Raw genomic sequence first — 21,385 nt, forward strand, 5'->3', positions numbered from 1 at the left:
GGTTTTATTCGTCGTCGTCGTCCTCAATATCTTCGATTTGAGGCGGTAAGGGCGGCAGTGGCGGTGCGGCTTCTTTGGCGCGCCATTTCTCGAACTGCTCGATCTTCTTCTTGTCGGGCTCGAAATAGACGAAGAGCTTTTTGCCCTCGAACTTCGGGTCGCCGTCGCGGGTGGCTACCGTGCTGAGCCTTTCGGTCAGGCGGTTGGCCAGCTCGAAGCCTTTGTCTTTATAGATGATCGAACGGCCAAGAAACACGATGGTGGCGCGGACGCGGTTGCCCTTGCGGAGAAACTCTTCGAGGTGCGCGGTCTTGAAGTCGAAGTCGTGCTTGTCGGTGTTGGGGTGGAAGCGCAACTCCTTGAGCGTGGTCTGCTTCTGCTTTTTCTTGAGGTCCTTGTCCTTCTGGGCCATCTTGTAGATCAGCTTGCCGTAATTCTCAAGCTTGCAAACGGGCGGTTGGGCATTCGGCTGAACCTCGATAAGGTCCATCCCGCGCTCTTCGGCCATCCTCCGGGCGTCCTGGGTTTTCATCACCTGCATTCCGCCTTCCGGAAACACGACCCTCACTTCAGGTACGCGGATCTGTTCGTTGGTCCTGTAGGAAACTTTAGGCTTCTGGTTGCCGGATGTTTTCTGTTTTTTCATTCGATCTTTTTTTGTTGATAGTCAGATCAGGATCGTCGATCTATTTCCTCACGGAGTTTTGCGATCAGCTCGTCAACGCCAAAGCTGCCTTCGTCGCCCTTGCGATGGCGGCGGAGGGAGACCTCTCCAGCCTCCTGTTCGTTCCTGCCGATGACCAGCATACAGGGAATTTTCGATATTTCGGCTTCACGGATTTTCTTGCCAATCTTTTCGCTGCGCAGATCGAGTTCGGCGCGGATGCCCGCTTCGTGCAGCTTGGCATAGACCTCGCGGGCGTAGTCGTGCACGTCCTCGGCGATGGGCAGAACGACCGCCTGCACGGGCGCGAGCCAGAGCGGGAAGTTGCCCGCCGTGTGTTCGATCAGGACGCCGATGAAGCGCTCCATCGAGCCGAACGGCGCGCGATGAATCACCACCGGGCGGTGCTTCTGGCCGTCGCTGCCGATGTAGGTCAAATCGAAGCGCTCCGGCATGACGTAGTCAACCTGCACGGTGCCGAGCTGCCACTTGCGGCCAATCGCGTCGCGCACGATGAAGTCGATCTTCGGCCCGTAGAAGCTCGCCTCGCCGATGCCGATGAAGTATTTGATCCCCATGCGGTCGGCGGCCTCCTTCACATCCTTCTCGGCCTGCTCCCACACCTCGGCGGTGCCGCCGTACTTCGACTGGTTTTCCGGGTCGTGCAGCGACAGGCGGGTTTCGACCTCGTCGAAGCCGAGCGTGTTGAAGACGAAGCGGGTCAGGTCGATGGCGTTGCAGATTTCGTCAACGAGCTGGTCGGGACGGCAGTAGATGTGCGAGTCGTCCTGCGTGAAGCCGCGGGCGCGCACCAGGCCGTTCAGCTCGCCGGACTGCTCGTGGCGATAGACCGTGCCGAACTCGGTGAGCCGGATCGGCAGTTCGCGGTAGCTGCGCAGCGACGAACTGTAGATCAGGTGGTGGTGCGGGCAGTTCATCGGCTTGAGCAGGTACTGCTCCTCGCGGCCCGTCTCGTCCTTGTAGGTGAGCGGCGGGAACTGCGAATCGCTGTAGTACGGGTAGTGGCCCGAACGCTTGTACAGCTCGATGTTGCCGATGTGCGGCGTGTAAACCGGCACGTAGCCGCGCTTGCGCTGCTCGGCTTTCAGGAAGGTTTCGAGTTCGTTGCGGATGATCGCGCCGTTCGGCAGCCAGATCGGCAGGCCGCTGCCGACCTCCGGGGTCAGCATGAAAAGGCCGAGTTCCGCGCCGAGCTTACGGTGGTCGCGCTTGCGGGCCTCCTCCAGCCGGGCGACGTGCTCCTTGAGCAGCTTGTCGCTTGGGAAGGTGATGCCGTAGATGCGCTGCATCGTTTCGCGCGACGAATCGCCACGCCAGTACGATGACGAAATATTGGTGAGCAGCACCGCCTTGACCTTGCCGGTCGAGGGCAGGTGCGGACCGCTGCACAGGTCGGCGAAACCGTCCTGGTGATAGACCGAAACCGTCGGCACCTTTTTCAGCGTGTCTTCGAGAATTTCGACCTTGTACGGGTCTTTGCGCTCGTTCGAGAAGTATTCGATGGCCTGCTCGCGCGGCATCTCCTCGCGGGTGATGGCGAGGTCGCGCTTGCTGATCTCCAGCATTTTCGCCTCGATCTGGCGGAGGTCGTCCTCGTTGAAGCGGTGCTCGCAGGCGATGTCGTAGTAAAAGCCCTGCTCGATGGCCGGGCCAGCGCCGAACTTCGCTCCGGGGAAGAGTTCCTCGATGGCGTGGGCCATGAGGTGGCTCGAACTGTGCCAGAAAATCTCGCGGCCTTCGGCGGAGTCGAAGGTGATGATCGAGACGCTTGCGTTCGCCATGACGGGCGTGTCGAGGTCGCAGGGCCTGCCGTCGATGGTGAAGGCGAGCGCAGCCTGCGCCAGCTTTTTGCCGATGGAGGCCGCGATTTCGAGGCCGGTAACGCCGGAAGGGTAGCTTCTTTCAGAACCGTCAGGCAAGGTGACGATCACCTGTGGACGGTCATCCGTTCTTTCAGACATTGAATTTGTAGTCCATAAATCATGTTGCCGGGGCGAAGGTCTTGACGCCAGCCCCTCCCCGTTTGGGGGAAAAATCGTGACAGCCGCTTTTTGTCAGTATTCGCCGGACGGGAGGGCTGTTCTCGACGCCGTGCTGAAAATCAGTGGCGCATCTGTTCCCCGTACCGATAAGAAGACGGGCATAATGCAAAAAGTTTTGGAAAATTCCAAGAGGGATATGCGGCGGGTGGGGTTTGGGTCTTCCCCTGGGAGCGCCGAGCGCCTGCTCGGCATCTTTTGGGAGTGCCAATTGCTTGTTTACTTCGACTTGGTGTTGTTTTGTGACATCTGGATGGTTTTGAGGCTTGAATGATGTGGAGCCTTCGGCTCCATTGCCGAGCAGGCGCTCGGCGTTCCCAGCATTTGGGACGGGCTCTGGTTGGCGATGCGCGATTACAACGCTGCGAGGATATTTTTGACATTCGACCAGTTCTTCTGAAACTCGGCATACGCAGGAGCGTCATTGACCAATTCCGCCCAGAGCGCCTCAGCCTTCTCCAGCCAGTGGCGGGCTTCCGCCAGATCGCCGCGCTGCACACCGCTGAAAACACCTAAATTTGCATACGATACTGCCAGCTCATTTTTGAGGCTTACATTTGCCTGGTTCGACTCATATAGCTCTTTAATCAATAAGTTGAACTGCTCAAAAAAGCTCAATGCTTTTTCCGATTGATCTAACGAAAGGTACGTCTTTCCCAGTTTTTCGTACGAGATCGCCAATCCGTTTTTGAAGCCCACATTTACTCGGTTCGACTCGTACAGCTCCTCAAACAATCGTGCCTCGTCTTTAAAAAAGCTTAATGCTTTTTCCAGTTGGCCCAACGTAGTGTATATATCTCCAAGCTTTGAGTACGATACCGCTAAACCGCTCTTGAAGCTCACATTTGCTTGGTTCGACTCGTACAGCTCTTCACTCAATGTCGCATCCTCCTTAAAAAAACTCAACGCTTTTTCCGGTTGATCCAGCGAACAGTAAGTTTCTCCAAGTTTTGCGTACGAGATCGCCAATCCATTTTTGAGGCTTACATTTGCTCGGTTTGACTCGTATAGTTCTTTAATCAATAGGTTGAACTGCTCAAAAAAGCTCAACGCTTTTTCCGGTTGGTCTAACGTAGTGTATATATCTCCAAGTTTTGAGTACGATACCGCTAGTTCATTCTTGCACCACCATTTTTTTGGGGTTAATTCCATTAAAGCTTTACTGAGCTGATTGCATTTTTCATAATATCTCAACGCTTTGCTCAGGTTGCCTGTCGTTGTATGAAAGCTCCCGATATATTCCATGAGCAAAACTGTCTCATCCTGCTTATCAAGATGCTCAACGACGCTCTCTGCAAATCGTGTGTACAAAGTGCCTGACAGGTAATCGGTATTGACCAGATGGCCCATCATATCATACTCAAGTTTGTCGATCAGCGCTTTGACCAGCGTTTCGCACTGCTCGTCCAGACGCTCTCCGACCTGCAACCGTGTTACCGCCTGAACGACCGGGCTGCATTTGAACTGTTTTGCGCTGGCGTTGTACTCGATCCACCCTTTTTGGACGAGATCGCGGAGAGAGCTGTCGAGTGCATCGTTTCCGGGTTGCAGCGCTTCAAGCGTGGCGAAAGCGATCGGTTCGGCGGGCAGTACCGAAAAGACGCACAGAAGCTGCTCTTCGCCCGGTTCGAGTTTCGCAAGGTCGTACATGGCGGCAATCACCGTTTCCGCTTTTTCCTCCCTCAATCTGAACATGCCGGGGTTGTACTCTGTCCGAACCTTCTCGCTTTTGCTCAGGCCGAACAGCCCGGAACCCCGCAGATCGTCGAGCATCCGGGAAAGCGCATAGCCGGTGCGGAACTGATTGACCGTGTCGAGGTTTTTGGCCAGCAGCTCGATGACGAGGGTGTTGTAGCCGACGGCACGCAGAATCTCTTTCAGCAGATCGTCCTCGGCGCGGTCGTGCCCCGGATAGTGCGTCGTGAAGAGCCGCATCGCCGCCGATTCGTCGAGATGGCCGACGCGGCAGGTTTTGGCGTGAGCGAACGATTCGATGCGCGTGGTCAGCAAAATGTGGAAATTCGGGCACCTGCGCAGTTCGAGGTAGTGCGCCGAAAGGTCTTTGATGTCGTTGGCGTTGTCGATCACGAGCAGGCAGGGCTTTTTCAGCCCGGCCATTTCGCGGAGCAGCTTTTCGCGGCGCACGTCGGCGGGGTCGGTCAGCGCGAACTCCACCTTCAGCGGATCGGCAAGCGTCAGCATGGCGTCGCCGAGACTTCGTTCGGCAAACACCCAGCCAAGATGCGCGTAGTCGCTGAAGTAGCGCTGGTAATACTTCGCCGCCAGCGTCGTTTTGCCGATTCCCCCCTCGCCATTGACCAGCAACAAAAGATTGTTTCCGTCGAACAGCTCGTCGTGAACCTCCTGGAGCTTCTCGTCACGCCCGATGAAAACCTCCGGAATCACCGGCAGAATGCCGAGATATTTGGCAATCTTCTTTTCGCCGTAGAGGAAAACCGGATTGTTCAGCGTCGAGGCGTTGAATTGATTGCCAACATCCGATTGATTGTGAACGTCAGTCATTATGCGCCTCACTGAAATGTCGGGTTGTTGATGATCGCGTCGTTAATCTGAGTCTTGATGTTCGCGCCCCGGTTGTCAACATAAATCCTGGCGGCATCACCGATTTTTCCCATGCTTGCAAGATCAAGCCGGTCAAGCTCCTTGTTGAACTGAACCCACAAGTCGGCGGCGTCGTTGTATCGGCTGAAAAAGTGCCCCAGCCCATCCAGCTTCTTTTTGAACCGGTCGAGGCTTGGCTCGGCGGCTTGTGGCGGCTCTTTGAACCAGGTGAAAATCGACGGCTTTCCGCTGGACTTGAACAAGCGGTAAGCGACATCGAACTCCTCCTCGGTGTATTTGCCCACCTTGTTCCAGGCAAGCAGCACGAACAGATCCGCCGCTTCGATCTGCTTGTTGTATTCATCCTACGAGCGCGTCAGCGACATCTTTGCGGAAAGGTCTTCCCAGTTGACGAGTTCGAGAAAAACCCCTTTGTTTTTCAGGAGTTTGTTCTTGCGATTGATTTCAATTTCAAACGCTTCCCGGTCGGCCTTCAGCTCGTTTGACGAGGCAAGAAAGATTCTGATCGTTCGCATGACAGTGGGCTTTGGTTGGCGTAGAGCGCACACGTCATAATTTCGCAAAAAATTTTGGAAATGTGTGGGGGTTGGGGGGCGTGTGTAGGGGTAACCCTTGCGGTTGCCCTGATGGAAATGCGATGGGCGAAGGTCGACAGGGTGGACAAGAGGGCGGGCGCGAGGCCCGCCCCTACGGGAGAAATTGTGGATTAGCAGAGTTGTTGAAAGCTTATCCCAATTGTTGCAGAATGTCCGGGGTTACGGTGTCTGCGCCGCGGCTTGCCGCCAGATTTTCGGCTTTGCGTTTGAGTTCGCGGCCAAAGGATATCTGGCTGATGAACGGGGCTTTTTTGACGATGCCGTCCAGAATCGCGTTGGCTTCGGGGGTCCATTTGAGCGGCTTGGCCGGGGCTGCGGCTTGCTGCCGCCGGGTGATGGGCAGGAAGTTGAAGAGGGTGTCGTAGAGCGCGTTGACGATCTCCTGCACCAGCCAGATGACGCCGCTGTGGCCCATGAAGGGGGTGCCGAGCGCGCGGCGCACGATGGGGCCGGGGAAGCCTGCCGGGATGAAGCGGCTCTTGGCGTCGAGTTCGGCGAGGTAAATCTTGTCGGGCATCCGTCCGTAGAGGAATTGCGGCTGCGTGGCTTTGATCTCTTCGCGCACCGCGTTGTTGCTGGCCGTGGCCGAGTCGTGGCTGAAGAGGCACTGCATCCCCAGCTCGTCCGCCAGCACGCGCCGGATACCCTCGGCGTAGCTCTTGCTCGCCACGACGCCGAAGCGGATGGTCGGGAACCACTCCGACTGCGGGCCGCGCCACAAATCCCAGAGCGGCCTGAGCGTCGTGCGCTTCTCCTCCTCGATGAACCGTGCGGCCTGTTCCGGCGTTCCGGCAAGTCGCCCGATCTCTTCGATGAAGCGGTCGCTCTCCTCGATGCCGAACGGCGCGTAGAGCACCGGGCGCTTGAGCTTTTCGGCGAGCGCCGCGCCGAATTCGCGGTACATCACCACAACTGCCGCCGAGTTTTTCAGCCTGGCGACGTCCGCCGCTTTCGACTCGAAGGGATAGACGTGCGCGACTCTTCCGCCCGCGCCGGTGACGAGGCGCTTGAGTTCGGCGAGATCGGCGGGGCTGTTGAAGCAGCCGTAGGTCGGGCCGATGATGCTCACCGTGCCCGGTTCGATTTCCGCCGGTTGGTCGTCGTCGAACTGGTCGAAGAGCCATGCCAGCGCTCTCTCGCGCCCCTGCCACTCGTTCTGGCCGAGCGAGTCGGAGGCGAAGAAGCGCACCGACGGGTACTTCATGGCGAGCATGTTCTGGTGGTCGCTGCCGATCATTTCGCTCTCCGCGCTGGAGATGAGGATGAGCTGCTTGCCGGAACCCTTCAGCTTGTCGATGGTCTCCTGCACAATTTCGGAGCTGCCCGACGAGGAGATTTCGCGCTCGGTGAGGCTGGTGGGCGTGAGGTTTTCGAGGTAGGGAATGGCGTCGGTGTAGTCCATGACCGCCACGCCAGTCAGATTGTAGCACCCCACCGGCGCGTCGGCGATGACGTGCACATCTTCGAGCGCGCAGAAGGTGTTGACCGCAGCCCAGTAGGCGCTGGCGGTCGATTCGTCCCGTATGGTTTTTGCCATGATCGGAGGGCGTAAGCTGGGTTGATCGAAGCTTATCCCGAAGGCGCTGTGTCCGTGCGTTCGGGATGAAGCGCCTAATTTACAATAATATGCGCTTACGGATCAAGGTCTTGCGCCTTCGAGCGATACCGGAAGCGAGCCTCTCGGAACGAGTTGACCATTCAGCGCTTTGAGGATTGCCGCTTCCGTCTGGTCGGTTTCGCTGTAAGCGCACAGGGCCGAGCCGATCTCCGGGAAGGCGTCGAGGATGTACGGCGTGCCGAAAGAGATGAAGAGAATCGGCGTTCCAGCCGGAGCCATGCGCGGCAGGCTGCGGACGAAATCAAATTGCAGTTGGGTGAAGCGCGATGGCTCCGATTTCGACCACGCCTGGATGCCGGTGGTCAGAATCACGGCAGAGGCGTTGGAGACCGCTTTGGAGGCTCGCTGGAAAAACTCCGGCTTGCTTCGAGGCGTGAGGCGCATCGAGGTGACGTTGTATCTGGAGCGAAGCGTATCGGCGAACTCGCCGCCCACTTTCTGGCCGGGACGGTCATTGAGAATGATATTGACCAGCCGCCCGTTTTGCGGAAAGCGCAGGGGGAGGCTGCGGTTGCGATCCCTGATGAGCGTGAGCGACTCTTCGGCGATCTGTTCGGCGACCCGTTTGTTTGCCGGAGTTCCGACCCGCTCGTTCAGCCGGGAAAGATCGACGAGTTTCTGCCGGTCGAGGCCAAGCCAGTGTTTCATCTGAAGAATCCGGCGTACCGAGTGGTCGATCTGTCGTTCGGAAATCTCTCCCTTTTCGACGGCGGCGCACACCGCATCGAAAATCTGCTCCGGATCTTCGGGAAAGAGCAGGATGTCGTTGCCCGCCTGCACGGCCCTGACGGCCACTTGTCCGGGCGTCAGGCCGTTTTCGAGCGCTTTCATGTTGAGCGCGTCGGTTACGATGAGTCCCTGGAAGCCAAGCTCGCGGCGAAGCAGACCGGTGACAATCTTTTTTGAGAGCGAGGCCGGTTCCATCGTTCCGGTCAGCCTCGGCACGGCCAGATGGCCGACCATGATGCTGTGCACGCCGTGCGCAATCGCCGAGCGGAAGGGTTTGAGCTCGTAGTTTTCGAGCCGCCTGCGGTCGCCTTCGAGCACCGGAAGAGCCAGGTGGCTGTCCACGGTCACGTCGCCGTGGCCGGGAAAGTGCTTCGCCGTGGCCGCGACGCCGTTGGATTGCAGGCCGTCGATCATCGCCGCCGACATGGCGTTGACCAGCGGAATGCGGTCGCCGAACGAGCGGGTGTTGATGACCGGATTGGCCGGGTTGCTGTTCAGATCGACCGTTGGCGCGTAGTTCTGCTGAATGCCGACGGCGCGGGCTTCACGCGCGATGATCTCCGCCATTCGCCGGGCCAGCGCCGGATTGCCAGCCGCGGAGATCGCCATGGCGGGTGAGAATTGCGTCGCCCCATCCAGCCGCATCGCCACCCCCTTCTCCATGTCGGCGCTGACCAGCAACGGCACGTTCGAGACCTCCTGAAAACGGTTGGCCAAAAGGGCCGCGCTCTGCACATCGCCTTTCAGGAACATGATGCCGCCGATTTTTCCCTCGGCGGCCAGCCGCGATATGAGCTGAAATTGCGGCCCGTCGTCGTTTTTATAGACGGCATCCACTTTTGCCACGATCATCTGACCCACCTTTTCACGGACGGTCATTTTGCGCAGCGTGCGCTCGATCCACGGGTTCCGGTTCGAGAAGACGGCTTGGGCGGAATACGGTTTCAGACGAACGCTTTCCGCCGAATCGACGCCGTTTGCCATTGCTGACCGAGGCCCGACGGCAAAGAGCGAAAAGAGAAAAAGTGCGATGAACGGTCTATGAAAAAAGCGCATGGTTCGATTTGGGCTGGCTGAAAATTTCGGTGCTTCAGGGGGTAATCTATCAAACAAATTCCTGAGTCTGAAAAGATCAGTCGGATCAGACCGATCCGTCAGATCCGACTGATCGGGTGGGCGCGAGCACATAAAAAAGGCTGCTCCTGCAAAATACCGGAGCAGCCTTGAACCTTGCGGCAATCTGCTGCTTCAGAGCGGGCAGCAGATGTTGAGCTGGCGCGAGGCCTGCGCTTCGTCGAGCCGCTTGACCGGCGTGGTCTGCGGTGCCGAGAGGATCAGCTCCGGCGTGTTGGCGGCCTCTTCGGCGATCGAGATCATCGCGTCGGCGAAGGCGTCGAGCGTCTCTTTGGCCTCGGTCTCGGTCGGCTCGATCATGAGCGCTTCGCTGACGATGAGCGGGAAATAGACCGTCGGCGCGTGGTAGCCGTAGTCGAGCAGCCGCTTGGCGATGTCGAGCGTGCGGACGCCGTGCTCCTTTTTCTGGCGGTCGCCCGACAGGCAGAACTCGTGCATTACCGGGCGCGGGTAGGGCAGCGCGTAGTGCCCTACGAGCCGCTGGAGCAGGTAGTTTGCGTTGATGATGGCGTTCTCCGACACGCGGCGCAATCCCTCGGCACCGAGCATCCTGATATAAGTATAGGCGCGCACCAGCACCGAGAAGTTGCCGTAAAAATTCATCATGCGGCCAATCGTGTCCGGCTTGCCGGAGTTCAGGCGGTAGCGCGTCTCGCCCGCCTCCTCGTACTTCTCGACCACCGGAACCGGCAGGAACTCCGCGAGCCGCTCGCTGACGCCAACCGGGCCGCTGCCGGGGCCGCCGCCGCCGTGGGGTGCGGAGAAGGTTTTGTGCAGGTTGTAGTGCATCACGTCAAAGCCCATGTCGCCGGGGCGGGTGATGCCGAGCAGCGCGTTCATGTTCGCGCCGTCCATGTAGAGCAGGCTGCCGTTGCCGTGCACCAGCTTCTCGATCTCCGGCATCTGCTTCTCGAAAATGCCGACCGTGTTCGGATTGGTGAGCATCAGCGCCGCCACCTCGCCATCGAGCTTCGAGCGCAGGTCGGCCATGTCGGTGCAGCCCGACTCGTCGCACTTGACCGACACGCACTCGTAGCCGCCAAGCGCCGCCGAGGCGGGGTTGGTGCCGTGCGCCGAATCGACCACGAGCAGCTTGTGGCGCGAGTTACCGAGCTTTTCGTGATACTTCTTGATGAGCAGGATTCCCGTCAGCTCGCCATGCGCGCCCGCCGCCGGTTGCAGCGTGACCGCCGCCATGCCCGCGATCTCCTTGAGCATCTCGGCCAGCTCGTGCATGAGCTGCAACGCGCCCTGCGACGTCGATTCCGGCTGCAACGGATGCATCGAGGCGAATCCCGGCAGGTCGCAGGTGTAGTCGTTGATCTTGGGATTGTACTTCATGGTGCAACTGCCGAGCGGGTACATGTTTTTGTCAACGTGGTAGTTGAGGTTCGAGAGCCGCACGAAGTGGCGCACCACCTCGCTCTCCGGCATCTCCGGAAGTTCAGCGGGCGCTTTGCGCAGGAATTGCGACGGCACGAGTTCCTCCGCCGGGCGTTCAGGAATGTCGAGCGGCGAGAGGCAGTAGCCTTTGCGACCGCTGCGAGAAAGGTCAAAGATCAGTTGTTCTTTCATGGACAGGCCTTGTTAAGATAGGCGTTCATGGCATCGCCAGCGCAAAGCGCCGCAACATGCACGGATTAAAGGTGTTCCCGGTCGAATCGCTCAGGCCGGAAGGTTTGCAATATACGCATTTTGGCGCGGGTTTGAAGAGGGAGACGGGGGGAGATTTTTCTGGAAAGATAATGGATGGTTGTAAGAAAATGACTATAATTCAGCCTAAATAGTGGTCAAACCCTATAGTTGCCCATGAAATACAGCGACTCTATCAAACCGATCAGCTACCTGAAAATGCACGCTTCGGAAGTGTTGCAGAATGTGTACGGCAACAGGGAAGCCATGATTATCACGCACCATGGCGAAGCCAAAGTGATTGTGCAGGACATCCATGTATACGAACAGACGCAGGAGTGCTTGGCACTGCTCAAAATGCTGGTTCAGTCTTCAGCGAGTATCGAACGCGGAGAGTACAAGCCAGTTGGCGAAGCGTTCGAGGCGGTCAGAAAGATGGCCGTAATTTGAAAAACTTGGATCATAAGATCAAAAAAACACTCATTTCGCTTGCTTTTCAATAAGACGATCAATCGTGCATATGTATTAAAAAGTAAAAAAGTTTATAAGAAGCACTCAGGCGATTGCCTTAGTTTTATTTTTTGGGTTCCATGCAATGCCATAATAATGATGTAGCAAAGGGCTGTTTACCTCCATTCTTATGCAAAGAGTGCCTGCAAAATTATCAATACGTGGTTTAAATCTTTCCAATTCACTTGGTACTAAGTAATCAATATTTGAAGTGTAGCTCCCTACAAAAGGAATAATATCGTTGTGTATCATACCGTATTCCCTAGGAAACCGAAACTCTAGTATTGCCTTTTTGGTTCGCTGTATAGGGATAGTTCCATCAACACAATAATAATCCTTTTCATTAATATTATGTTTTTTCTTGGGATCAATCTGGTCAAGCCATAATGGGTTAAAATATTTTGACTTAGCAATAACTGAAAATTCTATATAATCATCCACTTCGGGATGTGGCTCTATTTTCATCAAAGCCTCAAAGCATAATGGAGTGAGCGTTTGAACAGTCTCTTTTATCTGGAAGTCTTTAGAACCACCATGTACAATTATTTTCCAATTGACCACTTCAGCATCACTTGGAACTTCAACAGGAAACTCAGCCCATGCTGCTGTTTTAAGAGCCTTTTTATATGGTTTCAAAAATTTTAGTTTTTTTGTATTGGTATATTCCCAAGCATATTCATCTCCACTACATTTCAACTCCAATAAACGGTATAAATACTCAGCATAAAATTCATCTACGCCTTGATCTATTAAAACATTATAATCAGAAACCAGCATCAGTTTGAACTCGTGAATTGCTTTTATGATTGCATAGGTCATGTCGTCATCTTTCAGCTTTGTTCTGTCAAATAATTTATAAGTTCCATAATTGCTCTTAAACCCATCAATCAAAACCTCATTTTCAACAAACATTAGAACCGGTAAGTTCATTGCAAACGCCATTGTCAATTCCTCCTGAACGGCAGTCGGCATAATATACTCATTATCATCTTTTTTTGTGCGACGCGTACAAATCGCAATCAAACCCTGCGAGTCATTAATCATTTGCTTCGCTTGTGCCGGAGGAGTTAATGCATGTGACGTGTCAACATTAGCACAATTTACTTCCAGCGCTTTAGCAATAGAGTGAAAAAAATTATTTACATTTTTATCCTCGTCAGAAAATGAACAAGAAAAAAATACATTAACAGCAACCGATTTCATTTTTCACTCCTGCCGTTTTTTATTTAGAAAAAAAATAAAGTTTGCTTTTTAGTTTTTTGCGCAGTAAGAGCGTTTTATGCGAATAAATTACCTCTTTTATTTAAGAAAATATCTTTGTTTTTCCAAATAAAGAGCTTCGCTGCAACCCGCGGGATATTTTAAAGCGCTGCTTCTGCGAGAGGGAATGCACACGGACATTGTGTTGTTGCTATGAATGATAATAGATTTTTGAAAATTACCCAGAACGGCAGGCCCGCCGGTGTTCTGCTGTCGCCTGAGGAGTATGATAAGCTGGTTTATCGAAAACAATTTATGGAATCCGTCGAGCAAGGGCTGATGGCGGCAGAGGACGGAGAAGTGTACGGTACAGATGAGGTGAGAGCGAAGCTTGCGGAAAAACGAGCAGGCAGAAAATCATGAACGACGATCGGTCGCCTCATTCCGCTGCAATAAAAGAGGGGTACGACGCCTACTTCGAGCAATCGGAAGTCCTTGATTCGATCCGCAAGGGGAAAGCGGACATTGAAGCCGGACGGAGTATTTCGATCAATGATCCCAGCAAGATATGGGAAAGTATTCTCTCGTAATTGTCTTTAAAAAAAGCTTTTCCGAAGATTCTCCCCTTCACCCCCGCCCAAACACCAGCACCAACCCCGTGCCGGGCACACTCTTCAACGCTGTTCCGCTGAAATCCGAATACATTCCTTCGCATCGAAATCCGGCTTCTTCGTGCAACGACAGGTAGCGATCCTTCCAGACAGAATAGAGCGTCACCGACTCTTCGAACATCACCAAATCTTCATTCCTGAGCGAGAAGGTGAACTGCAACGACTTGGGCGTAATCGAGGAATAGCGGCGGTGGAAGGTGGCTGTGGAGCCGTCGGCCTCGATGGCTCTCGTCGGGAAGTCGTAGTGCGTCAATCCTGCGAGCGCGTCCCAGTTCATGACCTGCATGATCCAGTGGCCGCCCGGCTTGAGCAACTTGTGGATTTTCGAGATGAACGGGGCGAGTTCATCGGCGGGGAGGTGGGCCATGACGTTGCCGATTGACCAGATGCAGTCGAATTGCCTTCCAATCTCATCGACCCGCCGCATGTCGAGGCAGCGAAATTCAGCTTCGGGGTAGAGGCGTTGCGCTTCGGCGATCATCGCTTTGTCGAGGTCGATGCCGAGTGCGCTGAAGCCTTCGCTGGCGAAACGTCCGCAGTAGTGCCCCGGCCCGCATCCCACGTCGAGCAGCGCATTTCCGGAGCTTCCGGCATATCTTTTCAGAAAGCTCCAGACCTCCTCTCTGAACGGAAAGACCCGCTCGTAGTATGCCGAGAACTTTGAATAGAATGACATGGCGAATTCTGCGGTTCAGGATTCAGTCGCCGGGCTGAACGGATCCTCGTTGTCGAGCCTCTTCATGGCCTCTTTGGCGGCGAGCTGTTCGGCGTCTTTTTTGCGTGGTGCGCTTCCCTTGCCAAGCGCGACGCCGTTGCAGGAGACCTCGATGGTGAAGTTTTTTTCGTGCTCGGCTCCCTCTTCGGCAGTGACCATGTAGAGCGGCGGTGGAAGCTGGCGGGACTGGGTGTACTCGATCAGGCGGCTTTTGTAGTTGTACTCCGCTTCAACGATTTGGTTCAGATCGACTTTGGCGATGACGTGGTTCGTGATGAATCGCTCGGCTCCGGCGAGGCCCTGGTCGAGGTAAATCGCGCCGACGAGCGACTCAAAGGCGTCGGCCAGCGCGGAATCACTCTCGCGGATTTTTTGCCGGTTGGCCGATTCGCCGATGATGAGGTGCTCGCCGAGTTGCAGGTCGCGGGCGAAGGCGGCCAGCGCTTTTCGGTTGACGATCTTGGCGCGGTTGCTCGACAGGTGCCCCTCGTCGCTTAACGGATAAAGCTTGAAGAGGTGCTCGGAGATCAACAGGTCGAGCACGGCGTCGCCGAGGAATTCAAGGCGCTGGTTCGATTCGGGCTTGTCATTCGCACCATGATGGTCGTGCAGCACGGAGCGGTGCGTCATGGCGGTGCGGTAGATCAGGCGGTTGCAAGAGCGCCCGGTGAGGCGTTCGAGGTGCTTTGCTGTTTGGAGATCGAGAAGCGGGGCTGAACGGCTGGCGTCCGAAGAGCCGGGGGCATCATCGGACGCTTTTGTACGAAGCAATGAAAGTGACATCAGTTTTTGCCACAGGTACGCCATCGTTGAACCATTTCCGGCGTCAGACAGCCGGAGCCTTCCTGAAGATCAGGCAGCCGTTGTGCCCGCCGAATCCGAAACCGTTGTTCAGCGCGTATTCAATCGATCGCGCTTTTGGCGTGTTCGGCGTCACGTCAACGTCGATCTCCGGATCGATATTGTCAAGGTTGATGGTCGGAGGCGCGGTCTGGTTCTGCAACGCCAGGATGCAGGCGATCGATTCGACGACGCCCGCCGCGCCGAGAAGGTGGCCGGTCATCGATTTGGTCGAGCTGATGCTGAGTTTGTGGGCGTGATCGCCGAACACCTTCTTGATAGCCCTGATCTCGGCAAGGTCGCCAAGCGGGGTTGCCGTGCCGTGGGTGTTGATGTAGTCGATCTTGTCCGGCGTGATGCCCGCCATGTTCAGGGCGGTGGTCATTGCGCTGCGAGCGCCGAGGCCCTCGGGGTGCGGGGCGGTGAGGTGGTACGCATCGGCGGATGCGCCCATGCCGACGATTTCGGCGTAGATTTTCGCGCCGCGCTTCACAGCCGACTCGTAGGTTTCGATCACCATCGAACCGGCGCCTTCGCCCATGACGAAGCCGTCGCGATCGACGTCATACGGACGCGAAGCTTTCGCCGGAGCGTCGTTGCGGGTCGAGAGCGCCTTGGCCGAATTGAAGCCCGCCACGCTCATTTGCGTGATCGGCGCTTCCGAGCCGCCGCAAACCATGTAGTCGGCCATGCCCATCTGGAGGAGCATGACGGCGTCCATGACGGCGTGCAGCGAGGTCGCGCAGGCGGATGCTGTTGCGTAGTTTGGTCCCATCAGGCCGTTGCGAATCGAAATCTGTCCGGCGGCAATGTCGGGAATGAGCATCGGAATGAAGAACGGGCTGACCCGGCGGGGGCCGCGTTCGAGATACTGGCGGAACTGCTGGTCGTAAACGGTCATGCCGCCAATGCCAGAGCCGTGCACCACGCCGATCCTGGTCGGATCGATGGAGGTCAAATCGAGGCCGGAGTCTTTCAGGGCGCGTTCAGCCGTGATGACGCCGTACTGGCAGTATGGATCCATGCGGTCAGCGGATTTCCTGTCGATGTGCTCATCGGCTTTGAAATTCTTGAGCTCGCATGCAAAGGTGGTGGCAAACCCGGTCGTGTCGAAATAGCTGATCGGAGCCGCGCCGCTCTTGCCTTCCATGAGGGCTTTCCAGAAATCCTCTGCCGATTGGCCAATTGGCGACAGGACACCGATTCCGGTGATAACGACTCTTTTGAGTTCCAGACCCATCTGTTCAGAATTTACGTTGGTTTCAGGCAGGGACTCGCCCTGCCCGAAGAGAATGCCTTTGCTTACTTCTTGTTGACGATGTAGTCAACGGCCTGCTGCACGGTGCCGATTTTCTCAGCATCTTCGTCAGGAATCTGGACGCCGAATTCGTTTTCGAGCTCCATGATGAGTTCGACCGTGTCGAGCGAATCTGCGCCGAGGTCATCGGCAAACTTCGATTCCTGCTTGATCTGATCCTTGTTGACACCCATCTTGCTCACGATGATATCGTACACTTTATCTCTGATTTCGTCTGCGCTCATGGCACTGTTCTCCGGGTTTGTGATTGGAAACAATAAAAAAATGCAAGTCTATTAATATAAAAAGAAAAATCCGTCGGGCAAAGTTACGCGCTGGTGGGAGAATCGACGAGATTGCCAAGCCACTGGCTCATTCTCCAGCTCGTCGATTCTCAACAGGTCCCCTTTACATGTACATGCCGCCGTTGACGCTCAGCACCTGCCCGGTGATGTAGGCCGATTGTTCGCTGGCAAGAAACGCCACGGCGTCGGCTACGTGCTGGGGCGTGCCGAAAACGCCGAGCGGAATGGCATCGAGCATCTTCTGGCGAACCTCTTCGGAGAGCGCGTCGGTCATTTTCGATGAAATAAAGCCAGGCGCGATGGCGTTGACGCGAACGTTGCGCGAGGCAATCTCCCTGGCGATCGACTTGGTGAAGGCGATGACGCCGCCCTTCGAGGCCGCGTAGTTGGCCTGTCCGGCGTTGCCCATGAGGCCGATGATCGAGGCGATGTTGATGATCGAGCCGGAACGCTGCTTCATCATGGTGCGCGTGACCGCCTTGGTGCAGTTGAAGACCCCTTTGAGGTTCACCGTCAGCACGGCATCCCAGTCCTCTTCGCTCATGCGCATCAACAGGCCGTCGCGGGTGATGCCCGCGTTGTTGACCAGAATATCGATGCGGCCATTCTCTTCGGCCACTTCGTTGAAAATCTTCTGGCAAGCATCAGTGCTGGTGACGTCGAGCTCCTTGCAGGTCACGTTTGCTCCGAGCTGTTTGAGCGCCTCTTCGGTTTCCGACAGCCACTCCGCCTTGACGTCGCCGATGACCAGATCAGCGCCTTTCGCGGCGAGATCGAGGGCGATTGCCTGGCCGATTCCGCGCGCCGCGCCGGTGACGACGGCGGTTTTCCCTGTGAACATGGTCATGATTTCTATCCTTTCGTTTTTAAATCGTCCTGGTTCAGGCCGGATTGCGCATGGCATCCACCTGATCGGCGGTATCGACTCCTGCGCAAACGGCTGATTTGCTGATCCTTTTGATGAGGCCTTGAAGTACCTTCTGCGGGCCGACTTCGACAAATTCGGTGACGCCCGCGTCAACCATTGCCTGCACTGACTGGCTCCAGAGCACCGAGCTGGTGAGCTGGCTGATGAGGTTCGCGCGGATCTCCGCCGCCGCCGTGACCGGCATGGCCACCACGTTCATGCAGACCGGAATCTCGGCGTCGCGGATCGCGATGGTGTCGAGCGTTTCGGCAAGCTCCTTTTCGGCGGGCTTCATCAACGGCGAGTGGAACGCGCCGGAGACGACCAGCTCTTTGGCCATCCGCGCGCCCTTCGACGGGGCGAGTTCTACTGCCTTGCGCACGGCGTCGATGTCGCCGGAGATGACGATCTGGCCGGGTGAGTTGAAGTTCGCTGCCTGCACGATGCCCGCCGCCGAGGCCTCCTGCAACAGCTCGTCGAGCGCCTCGTCCTTCATACCGATGATCGCGGCCATCGTGCCGGGGTTCTGCTGCCCGGCGTTCTGCATCAGCTCGCCGCGTTTGGCCACGAGCCGGACGGCATCATCGAACGAAATCGCGCCCGCGCAGCAGAGCGCGGTGTATTCGCCGAGGCTGTGGCCCGCCGCCATCTCCACGCCATCGCGTCCGAGCAGCGTTGCCGCCGCGTAGCTGTGCAGGAAGATGGCGAGCTGGGTGTAGCGGGTCTGCTTCAGCTCATCCTCGCTGCCGTTGAACATGATATTGGTGATCGAAAAGCCGAGCAGTTCGTCGGCCTTGTCCATCAGCGCCTTCGCCTCCGGAAAGCGTTCGTACAGATCGCGTCCCATGCCGCAGTACTGCGAACCCTGTCCGGGGAAAACAAATGCTTTCATATTCTGTAATTCCTTTGAATGGTTGCGCTTACTGCCAGCGGACGTAAACGCCGCCCCAGGTGTATCCCGCTCCGAAGCTCACCAGCACGAGGTTCGAGCCTTTGTGCAGTTTGCCTTGTTCGTCCAGCTCGGCCAGGCAGATCGGTATGGTGCCCGCAGTGGTGTTGCCGTAGTTCTGGATGTTCATCATCACCTTCTGTCCGGGTAGGCCCATGCGCTCGGCGGTGGCGTGCATGATGCGCTGGTTGGCCTGATGCGGCACCAGCCAGTCGATGGTGTCGGCGGTTAGCCCGTTGCGCTCCATAATCTCCACGGCCACGTCGGCCATCGCCGTTACGGCGGCCTTGAAGACCTGCTTGCCATCCTGGCGGATGAAGTGCATCCGCTGATCGACCGTTTCGTGCGACGCCGGATGGAGGCTTCCGCCGCCCTTCATCAGCAGGTGATCCTTGCCGTTCGCGCCGTCGGAGTAGAGCCGCGCGTCGAGTACGCCGTATCCGTCCTCTTGTGCGGCTTCGAGAATGACGCCGCCCGCGCCGTCGCCGAACAGAATCGCCGTCGAGCGGTCGGTGTAGTCGATGATGGAGGACATCTTGTCCGCGCCAATCACCATCACCTTTTTGCAGTTGCCCGATTCGATGAACTGCGCGCCGGTGTTCAGGCCATAGAGAAATCCCGAACAGGCGGCCGAGAGGTCGAACGCCCAGGCGTTTTTGGCCTGGATGTTTCCCTGAACCAGACACGCCGTCGAGGGAAAGATCATGTCGGGCGTCATGGTCGCCACGATGATGAGGTCGATCTCCTCGGCACAGATGCCGCGCTTTTCAAGCAACTGCCGGGCAACTTCGGTCGCCATGTACGACGTAGCCTTTGCGGGGTCCCTGAGAATTCTGCGCTCGATGATGCCGGTACGGGTTCTGATCCACTCGTCGTTGGTATCGAGAATGCGTTCAAGGTCCTGATTGGAGAGCACCTCTTCGGGCAAGTACTTGGCGGTCGTCGATATAGCTGCGTTCATAGTGTGGTTTCTCTTGATAAGCGAACGGAAAATGCGAAGTTGTAACGGAGCCAGACTCTTTGGTCAGTCGCAGGGGGCAGGGGATGGGCGCTCCGGAGCATCAGGGCCTGCATGGGAACATTCGCCGTCAGGCGAGCATTTCCGCGATGCGTTCGTTGACGCGCTGCTCGATCATGTGTTCGGCCATGTAGATCATGTTCTTGATGGCGCGCGACGACGAGCGTCCGTGGCCGACAATCGAGATGCCATCGACGCCGAGGAACGGCACGCCGCCGAACTTTTCGACATCGAATGGTTCGAAAATCCCCTTGAACGCCTGACTCGCAAGGGCCGCTGAGTCCTGGTCGAGCGTGCCCGCCATGACCAGCTTTTCGAGCGCCGGCTTGAAGAGCGAGCCGAGAAAGTGCGGAATGCTCTCCCCGAACTTCAGGATGGTGTTGCCGACCAGCCCGTCGCAGACGACGATGGTGGCTTTGCCGGCCAGAATGTCGTGTCCCTCGATGTTGCCGATGAAGTTGATTTTTTGCTCTTCGTGCGCCTCTTGCAACTGGTTCCATGCCTGCTTGAGATAGTCGGGGCCTTTGCCCTCCTCCTCTCCGATGTTGAGCAGGCCGACGACCGGCTGTTCGATTTTGGCTGCGTAGCGCTGGTAGATGGTCAGCATTTCGGCGAACTGCACCAGATTTTCCGGTTTGCAGTCCACGTTGGCGCCGACATCGACGATGTTGGTGAGCCCCTCGCCGATGCGCGGGAAGTAGGCGTAGATGGTCGGGCGCAGTACGCCGGGAAGGCGACCGAGCACGAACAGAGACGCTGCCATCAGCGCACCGGTATTTCCGGCGCTCACAAAAGCGTCGGCTTCTTTGGCTTTGCAGAGCTTCAGGCCGCGGACAAGTGACGACTCCTGCTTTGCCTTGACGGCGGTGGCGGGAACATCCTCCATGGTGATGACCTCTGGCGCGTGCATAAAGCGCAGATTGAGTGCTCCGGCATCATGCTGTTCCAGAAGAGGGGCCACCTTCTCTTCCTGCCCGATCAGCAGGATTTCAAAGCGGCCTTCGCTTTCCCTGAGGGCATCGATCACGCCCTCGACAACGCACACGGGGGCATTGTCGCCACCCATGGCATCCACGACAATGGTCAACATGGCGGTTCTGTCTTGTTTACTTCAAACTACTTAGGCGACGACAATCTTGCCGGTGACCTGACGGCCTTTGTAGTGGCCGCAATGGCGGCAGGCGCGGTGCGGAAGGGTCGGCTCGCCGCAGTTCGGGCAGAGAACCGTGACGGCGGCCTTGGTGCGGGCGTTGTACTGTGCTCTCCTCTTGTCCCTTCTGGACTTGGACATCTTGGCTTTCGGGTTGGCCATAATCTATATCAATTTAGAATCAACGATTAACGATACTTGTTTTTCAGTTTTTCGAGCGACTCCAGCCAATCGGTGTCGGACAGATTGACTTCGCCCGGCTCCATCTGTTCTTCCTGATGGAACACCCGGCAATCGGGATTGTCCGTACAGGTGACTTTCATCGGAACGGAGAGCAGCAGCGTTTCGCGAACATCCTCGGTCAGGTCGAGCGAGACCGCGCTCCGGTCGATGAGCCGATACTCCTCGTCGCGCTCTTCGTCTGGTTCTCCGGGCTGTTCGTAACTATAATATATACGGTACGAACCGGTCAGCACTGTGGTGACTGGCGCAAGGCACAGGTCGCAGGTCAGATCGGCGGTTGCCGAAGTCTTCAAGGTGACGATCATCTCGTCATCCAGTTTTTCGACGCTTCCCCTGACCGAAACATCTTTTGAAAAGCCTGCTTCCGCGAGCGCCGGATCGTTGAAATCAGTCGCGTTGCAGGTGAAATCGAACTCGTGCGTCCCTTGTGAAAGACCCGCAAGACGGATTGCAATCAGCGCTTTTTCTCTGGACATAACCACCTCGTTTCCATAAAAGAGCATCAATGTACAAAAATAATAATCGAAAAAGAAAAGTCTGAAGCCTCCAGCCGGGCGGAAAAAT

23 protein-coding genes are annotated in these 21,385 nt (G+C 56.6%); 4 read left to right on the plus strand and 19 right to left on the minus strand.

From position 1 onward, the window contains the following. Positions 1-4 precede the first annotated feature (4 nt). Together infC and thrS are read right to left on the minus strand one after the other, a co-directional pair. Complete coding sequence (infC, locus tag EST62_RS04305) at positions 5-646, minus strand: translation initiation factor IF-3 (RefSeq protein WP_129050876.1); 642 nt, start codon at positions 644-646, stop codon at positions 5-7. A gap of 26 nt (positions 647-672) precedes the next feature. Further along, a complete protein-coding gene (gene thrS, locus EST62_RS04310; protein WP_129050877.1) occupies positions 673-2,646 on the minus strand; it encodes a threonine--tRNA ligase in 1,974 nt (657 codons plus the stop codon). A 76-nt stretch (positions 2,647-2,722) separates the two neighbouring features. On the opposite strand from thrS, the gene EST62_RS04315 reads away from it, so the two are divergent. Then, on the plus strand, positions 2,723-2,998 hold the full coding sequence (locus tag EST62_RS04315; RefSeq protein ID WP_129050878.1) for a hypothetical protein: 276 nt from the start codon (positions 2,723-2,725) through the stop codon (positions 2,996-2,998). Positions 2,999-3,078: 80 nt separating this feature from the next. Here EST62_RS04315 and EST62_RS04320 read toward each other — a convergent pair whose 3' ends face one another. From EST62_RS04320 to gcvPB, 6 genes are all read right to left on the minus strand, one after another. Next, positions 3,079-5,130 carry a tetratricopeptide repeat protein gene (locus tag EST62_RS04320; protein ID WP_245153460.1) on the minus strand — a complete coding sequence of 684 codons (2,052 nt, stop codon included), beginning with the start codon at positions 5,128-5,130 and terminating at the stop codon, positions 3,079-3,081. Between the two features lie 125 nt (positions 5,131-5,255). Continuing rightward, complete coding sequence (locus EST62_RS04325; RefSeq protein WP_129050880.1) at positions 5,256-5,612, minus strand: hypothetical protein; 357 nt, start codon at positions 5,610-5,612, stop codon at positions 5,256-5,258. Between the two features lie 39 nt (positions 5,613-5,651). After that, the gene (locus tag EST62_RS13405; protein WP_167599175.1) at positions 5,652-5,822 is read right to left on the minus strand and encodes a hypothetical protein; all 171 of its coding nucleotides are present in this window, start codon (positions 5,820-5,822) and stop codon (positions 5,652-5,654) included. 211 nt (positions 5,823-6,033) lie between these two features. Then, positions 6,034-7,440, minus strand: coding sequence for a chlorophyllide a reductase subunit Z (gene bchZ, locus EST62_RS04330; RefSeq protein ID WP_129050881.1), 1,407 nt, complete (start codon positions 7,438-7,440; stop codon positions 6,034-6,036). A gap of 102 nt (positions 7,441-7,542) precedes the next feature. Further along, the gene (locus tag EST62_RS04335; protein ID WP_245153461.1) at positions 7,543-9,306 is read right to left on the minus strand and encodes a glycoside hydrolase family 3 protein; all 1,764 of its coding nucleotides are present in this window, start codon (positions 9,304-9,306) and stop codon (positions 7,543-7,545) included. A gap of 192 nt (positions 9,307-9,498) precedes the next feature. Next, entirely contained in the window at positions 9,499-10,959 is a 1,461-nt protein-coding gene (gene gcvPB / locus EST62_RS04340; RefSeq protein ID WP_129050882.1) for an aminomethyl-transferring glycine dehydrogenase subunit GcvPB, read from the minus strand. Positions 10,960-11,193: 234 nt separating this feature from the next. On the opposite strand from gcvPB, the gene EST62_RS04345 reads away from it, so the two are divergent. Then, positions 11,194-11,466: a type II toxin-antitoxin system Phd/YefM family antitoxin gene (locus EST62_RS04345; RefSeq protein ID WP_129050883.1), complete on the plus strand. Its 273-nt coding sequence runs from the start codon at positions 11,194-11,196 to the stop codon at positions 11,464-11,466. A gap of 105 nt (positions 11,467-11,571) precedes the next feature. Here the strand turns inward: EST62_RS04345 and EST62_RS04350 are convergent, their stop codons facing one another. Continuing rightward, positions 11,572-12,729: a hypothetical protein gene (locus tag EST62_RS04350; RefSeq protein ID WP_129050884.1), complete on the minus strand. Its 1,158-nt coding sequence runs from the start codon at positions 12,727-12,729 to the stop codon at positions 11,572-11,574. Between the two features lie 210 nt (positions 12,730-12,939). Between EST62_RS04350 and EST62_RS04355 the strand changes: the two genes are divergently transcribed. Beyond that, positions 12,940-13,149 carry a type II toxin-antitoxin system prevent-host-death family antitoxin gene (locus EST62_RS04355; RefSeq protein ID WP_129050885.1) on the plus strand — a complete coding sequence of 70 codons (210 nt, stop codon included), beginning with the start codon at positions 12,940-12,942 and terminating at the stop codon, positions 13,147-13,149. Next, positions 13,146-13,316, plus strand: a complete 171-nt coding sequence (locus EST62_RS13410; protein WP_167599176.1) for a hypothetical protein — start codon at positions 13,146-13,148, stop codon at positions 13,314-13,316. The genes EST62_RS04355 and EST62_RS13410 overlap by 4 nt, the downstream gene beginning before the upstream one ends. Before the next feature lie 37 nt (positions 13,317-13,353). On the opposite strand, the gene EST62_RS04360 is transcribed toward EST62_RS13410, so the two are convergent. The 10 genes from EST62_RS04360 to EST62_RS04405 all read right to left on the minus strand — a co-directional run bounded on the left by EST62_RS04360 (position 13,354) and on the right by EST62_RS04405 (position 21,297). After that, positions 13,354-14,073, minus strand: coding sequence for a bifunctional 2-polyprenyl-6-hydroxyphenol methylase/3-demethylubiquinol 3-O-methyltransferase UbiG (locus EST62_RS04360; protein ID WP_129050886.1), 720 nt, complete (start codon positions 14,071-14,073; stop codon positions 13,354-13,356). Positions 14,074-14,088: 15 nt separating this feature from the next. Beyond that, positions 14,089-14,895: a ribonuclease III gene (gene rnc / locus EST62_RS04365; protein WP_129050954.1), complete on the minus strand. Its 807-nt coding sequence runs from the start codon at positions 14,893-14,895 to the stop codon at positions 14,089-14,091. Between the two features lie 43 nt (positions 14,896-14,938). After that, positions 14,939-16,192 carry a beta-ketoacyl-ACP synthase II gene (gene fabF / locus EST62_RS04370; protein ID WP_129050887.1) on the minus strand — a complete coding sequence of 418 codons (1,254 nt, stop codon included), beginning with the start codon at positions 16,190-16,192 and terminating at the stop codon, positions 14,939-14,941. 62 nt (positions 16,193-16,254) lie between these two features. Continuing rightward, positions 16,255-16,494, minus strand: a complete 240-nt coding sequence (gene acpP / locus EST62_RS04375; RefSeq protein ID WP_129050888.1) for an acyl carrier protein — start codon at positions 16,492-16,494, stop codon at positions 16,255-16,257. A gap of 163 nt (positions 16,495-16,657) precedes the next feature. Next, the gene (gene fabG, locus EST62_RS04380) at positions 16,658-17,395 is read right to left on the minus strand and encodes a 3-oxoacyl-[acyl-carrier-protein] reductase (RefSeq protein ID WP_129050955.1); all 738 of its coding nucleotides are present in this window, start codon (positions 17,393-17,395) and stop codon (positions 16,658-16,660) included. Positions 17,396-17,435: 40 nt separating this feature from the next. Next, on the minus strand, positions 17,436-18,353 hold the full coding sequence (gene fabD / locus EST62_RS04385) for an ACP S-malonyltransferase (protein ID WP_129050889.1): 918 nt from the start codon (positions 18,351-18,353) through the stop codon (positions 17,436-17,438). A gap of 28 nt (positions 18,354-18,381) precedes the next feature. Beyond that, positions 18,382-19,371 (minus strand): beta-ketoacyl-ACP synthase III, encoded by a 990-nt coding sequence (locus tag EST62_RS04390; RefSeq protein WP_129050890.1) that lies wholly within the window; start codon positions 19,369-19,371, stop codon positions 18,382-18,384. A gap of 127 nt (positions 19,372-19,498) precedes the next feature. Next, a complete protein-coding gene (gene plsX / locus EST62_RS04395) occupies positions 19,499-20,518 on the minus strand; it encodes a phosphate acyltransferase PlsX (protein ID WP_129050891.1) in 1,020 nt (339 codons plus the stop codon). 30 nt (positions 20,519-20,548) lie between these two features. Continuing rightward, positions 20,549-20,740 carry a 50S ribosomal protein L32 gene (rpmF, locus tag EST62_RS04400; protein WP_129050892.1) on the minus strand — a complete coding sequence of 64 codons (192 nt, stop codon included), beginning with the start codon at positions 20,738-20,740 and terminating at the stop codon, positions 20,549-20,551. A 26-nt stretch (positions 20,741-20,766) separates the two neighbouring features. Further along, positions 20,767-21,297: a DUF177 domain-containing protein gene (locus EST62_RS04405; protein ID WP_245153462.1), complete on the minus strand. Its 531-nt coding sequence runs from the start codon at positions 21,295-21,297 to the stop codon at positions 20,767-20,769. Positions 21,298-21,385 lie beyond the last annotated feature (88 nt).

Origin of the sequence: Chlorobaculum sp. 24CR (genome assembly GCF_004118635.1) — a bacterium.
GTDB lineage: Bacteria > Bacteroidota > Chlorobiia > Chlorobiales > Chlorobiaceae > Chlorobaculum.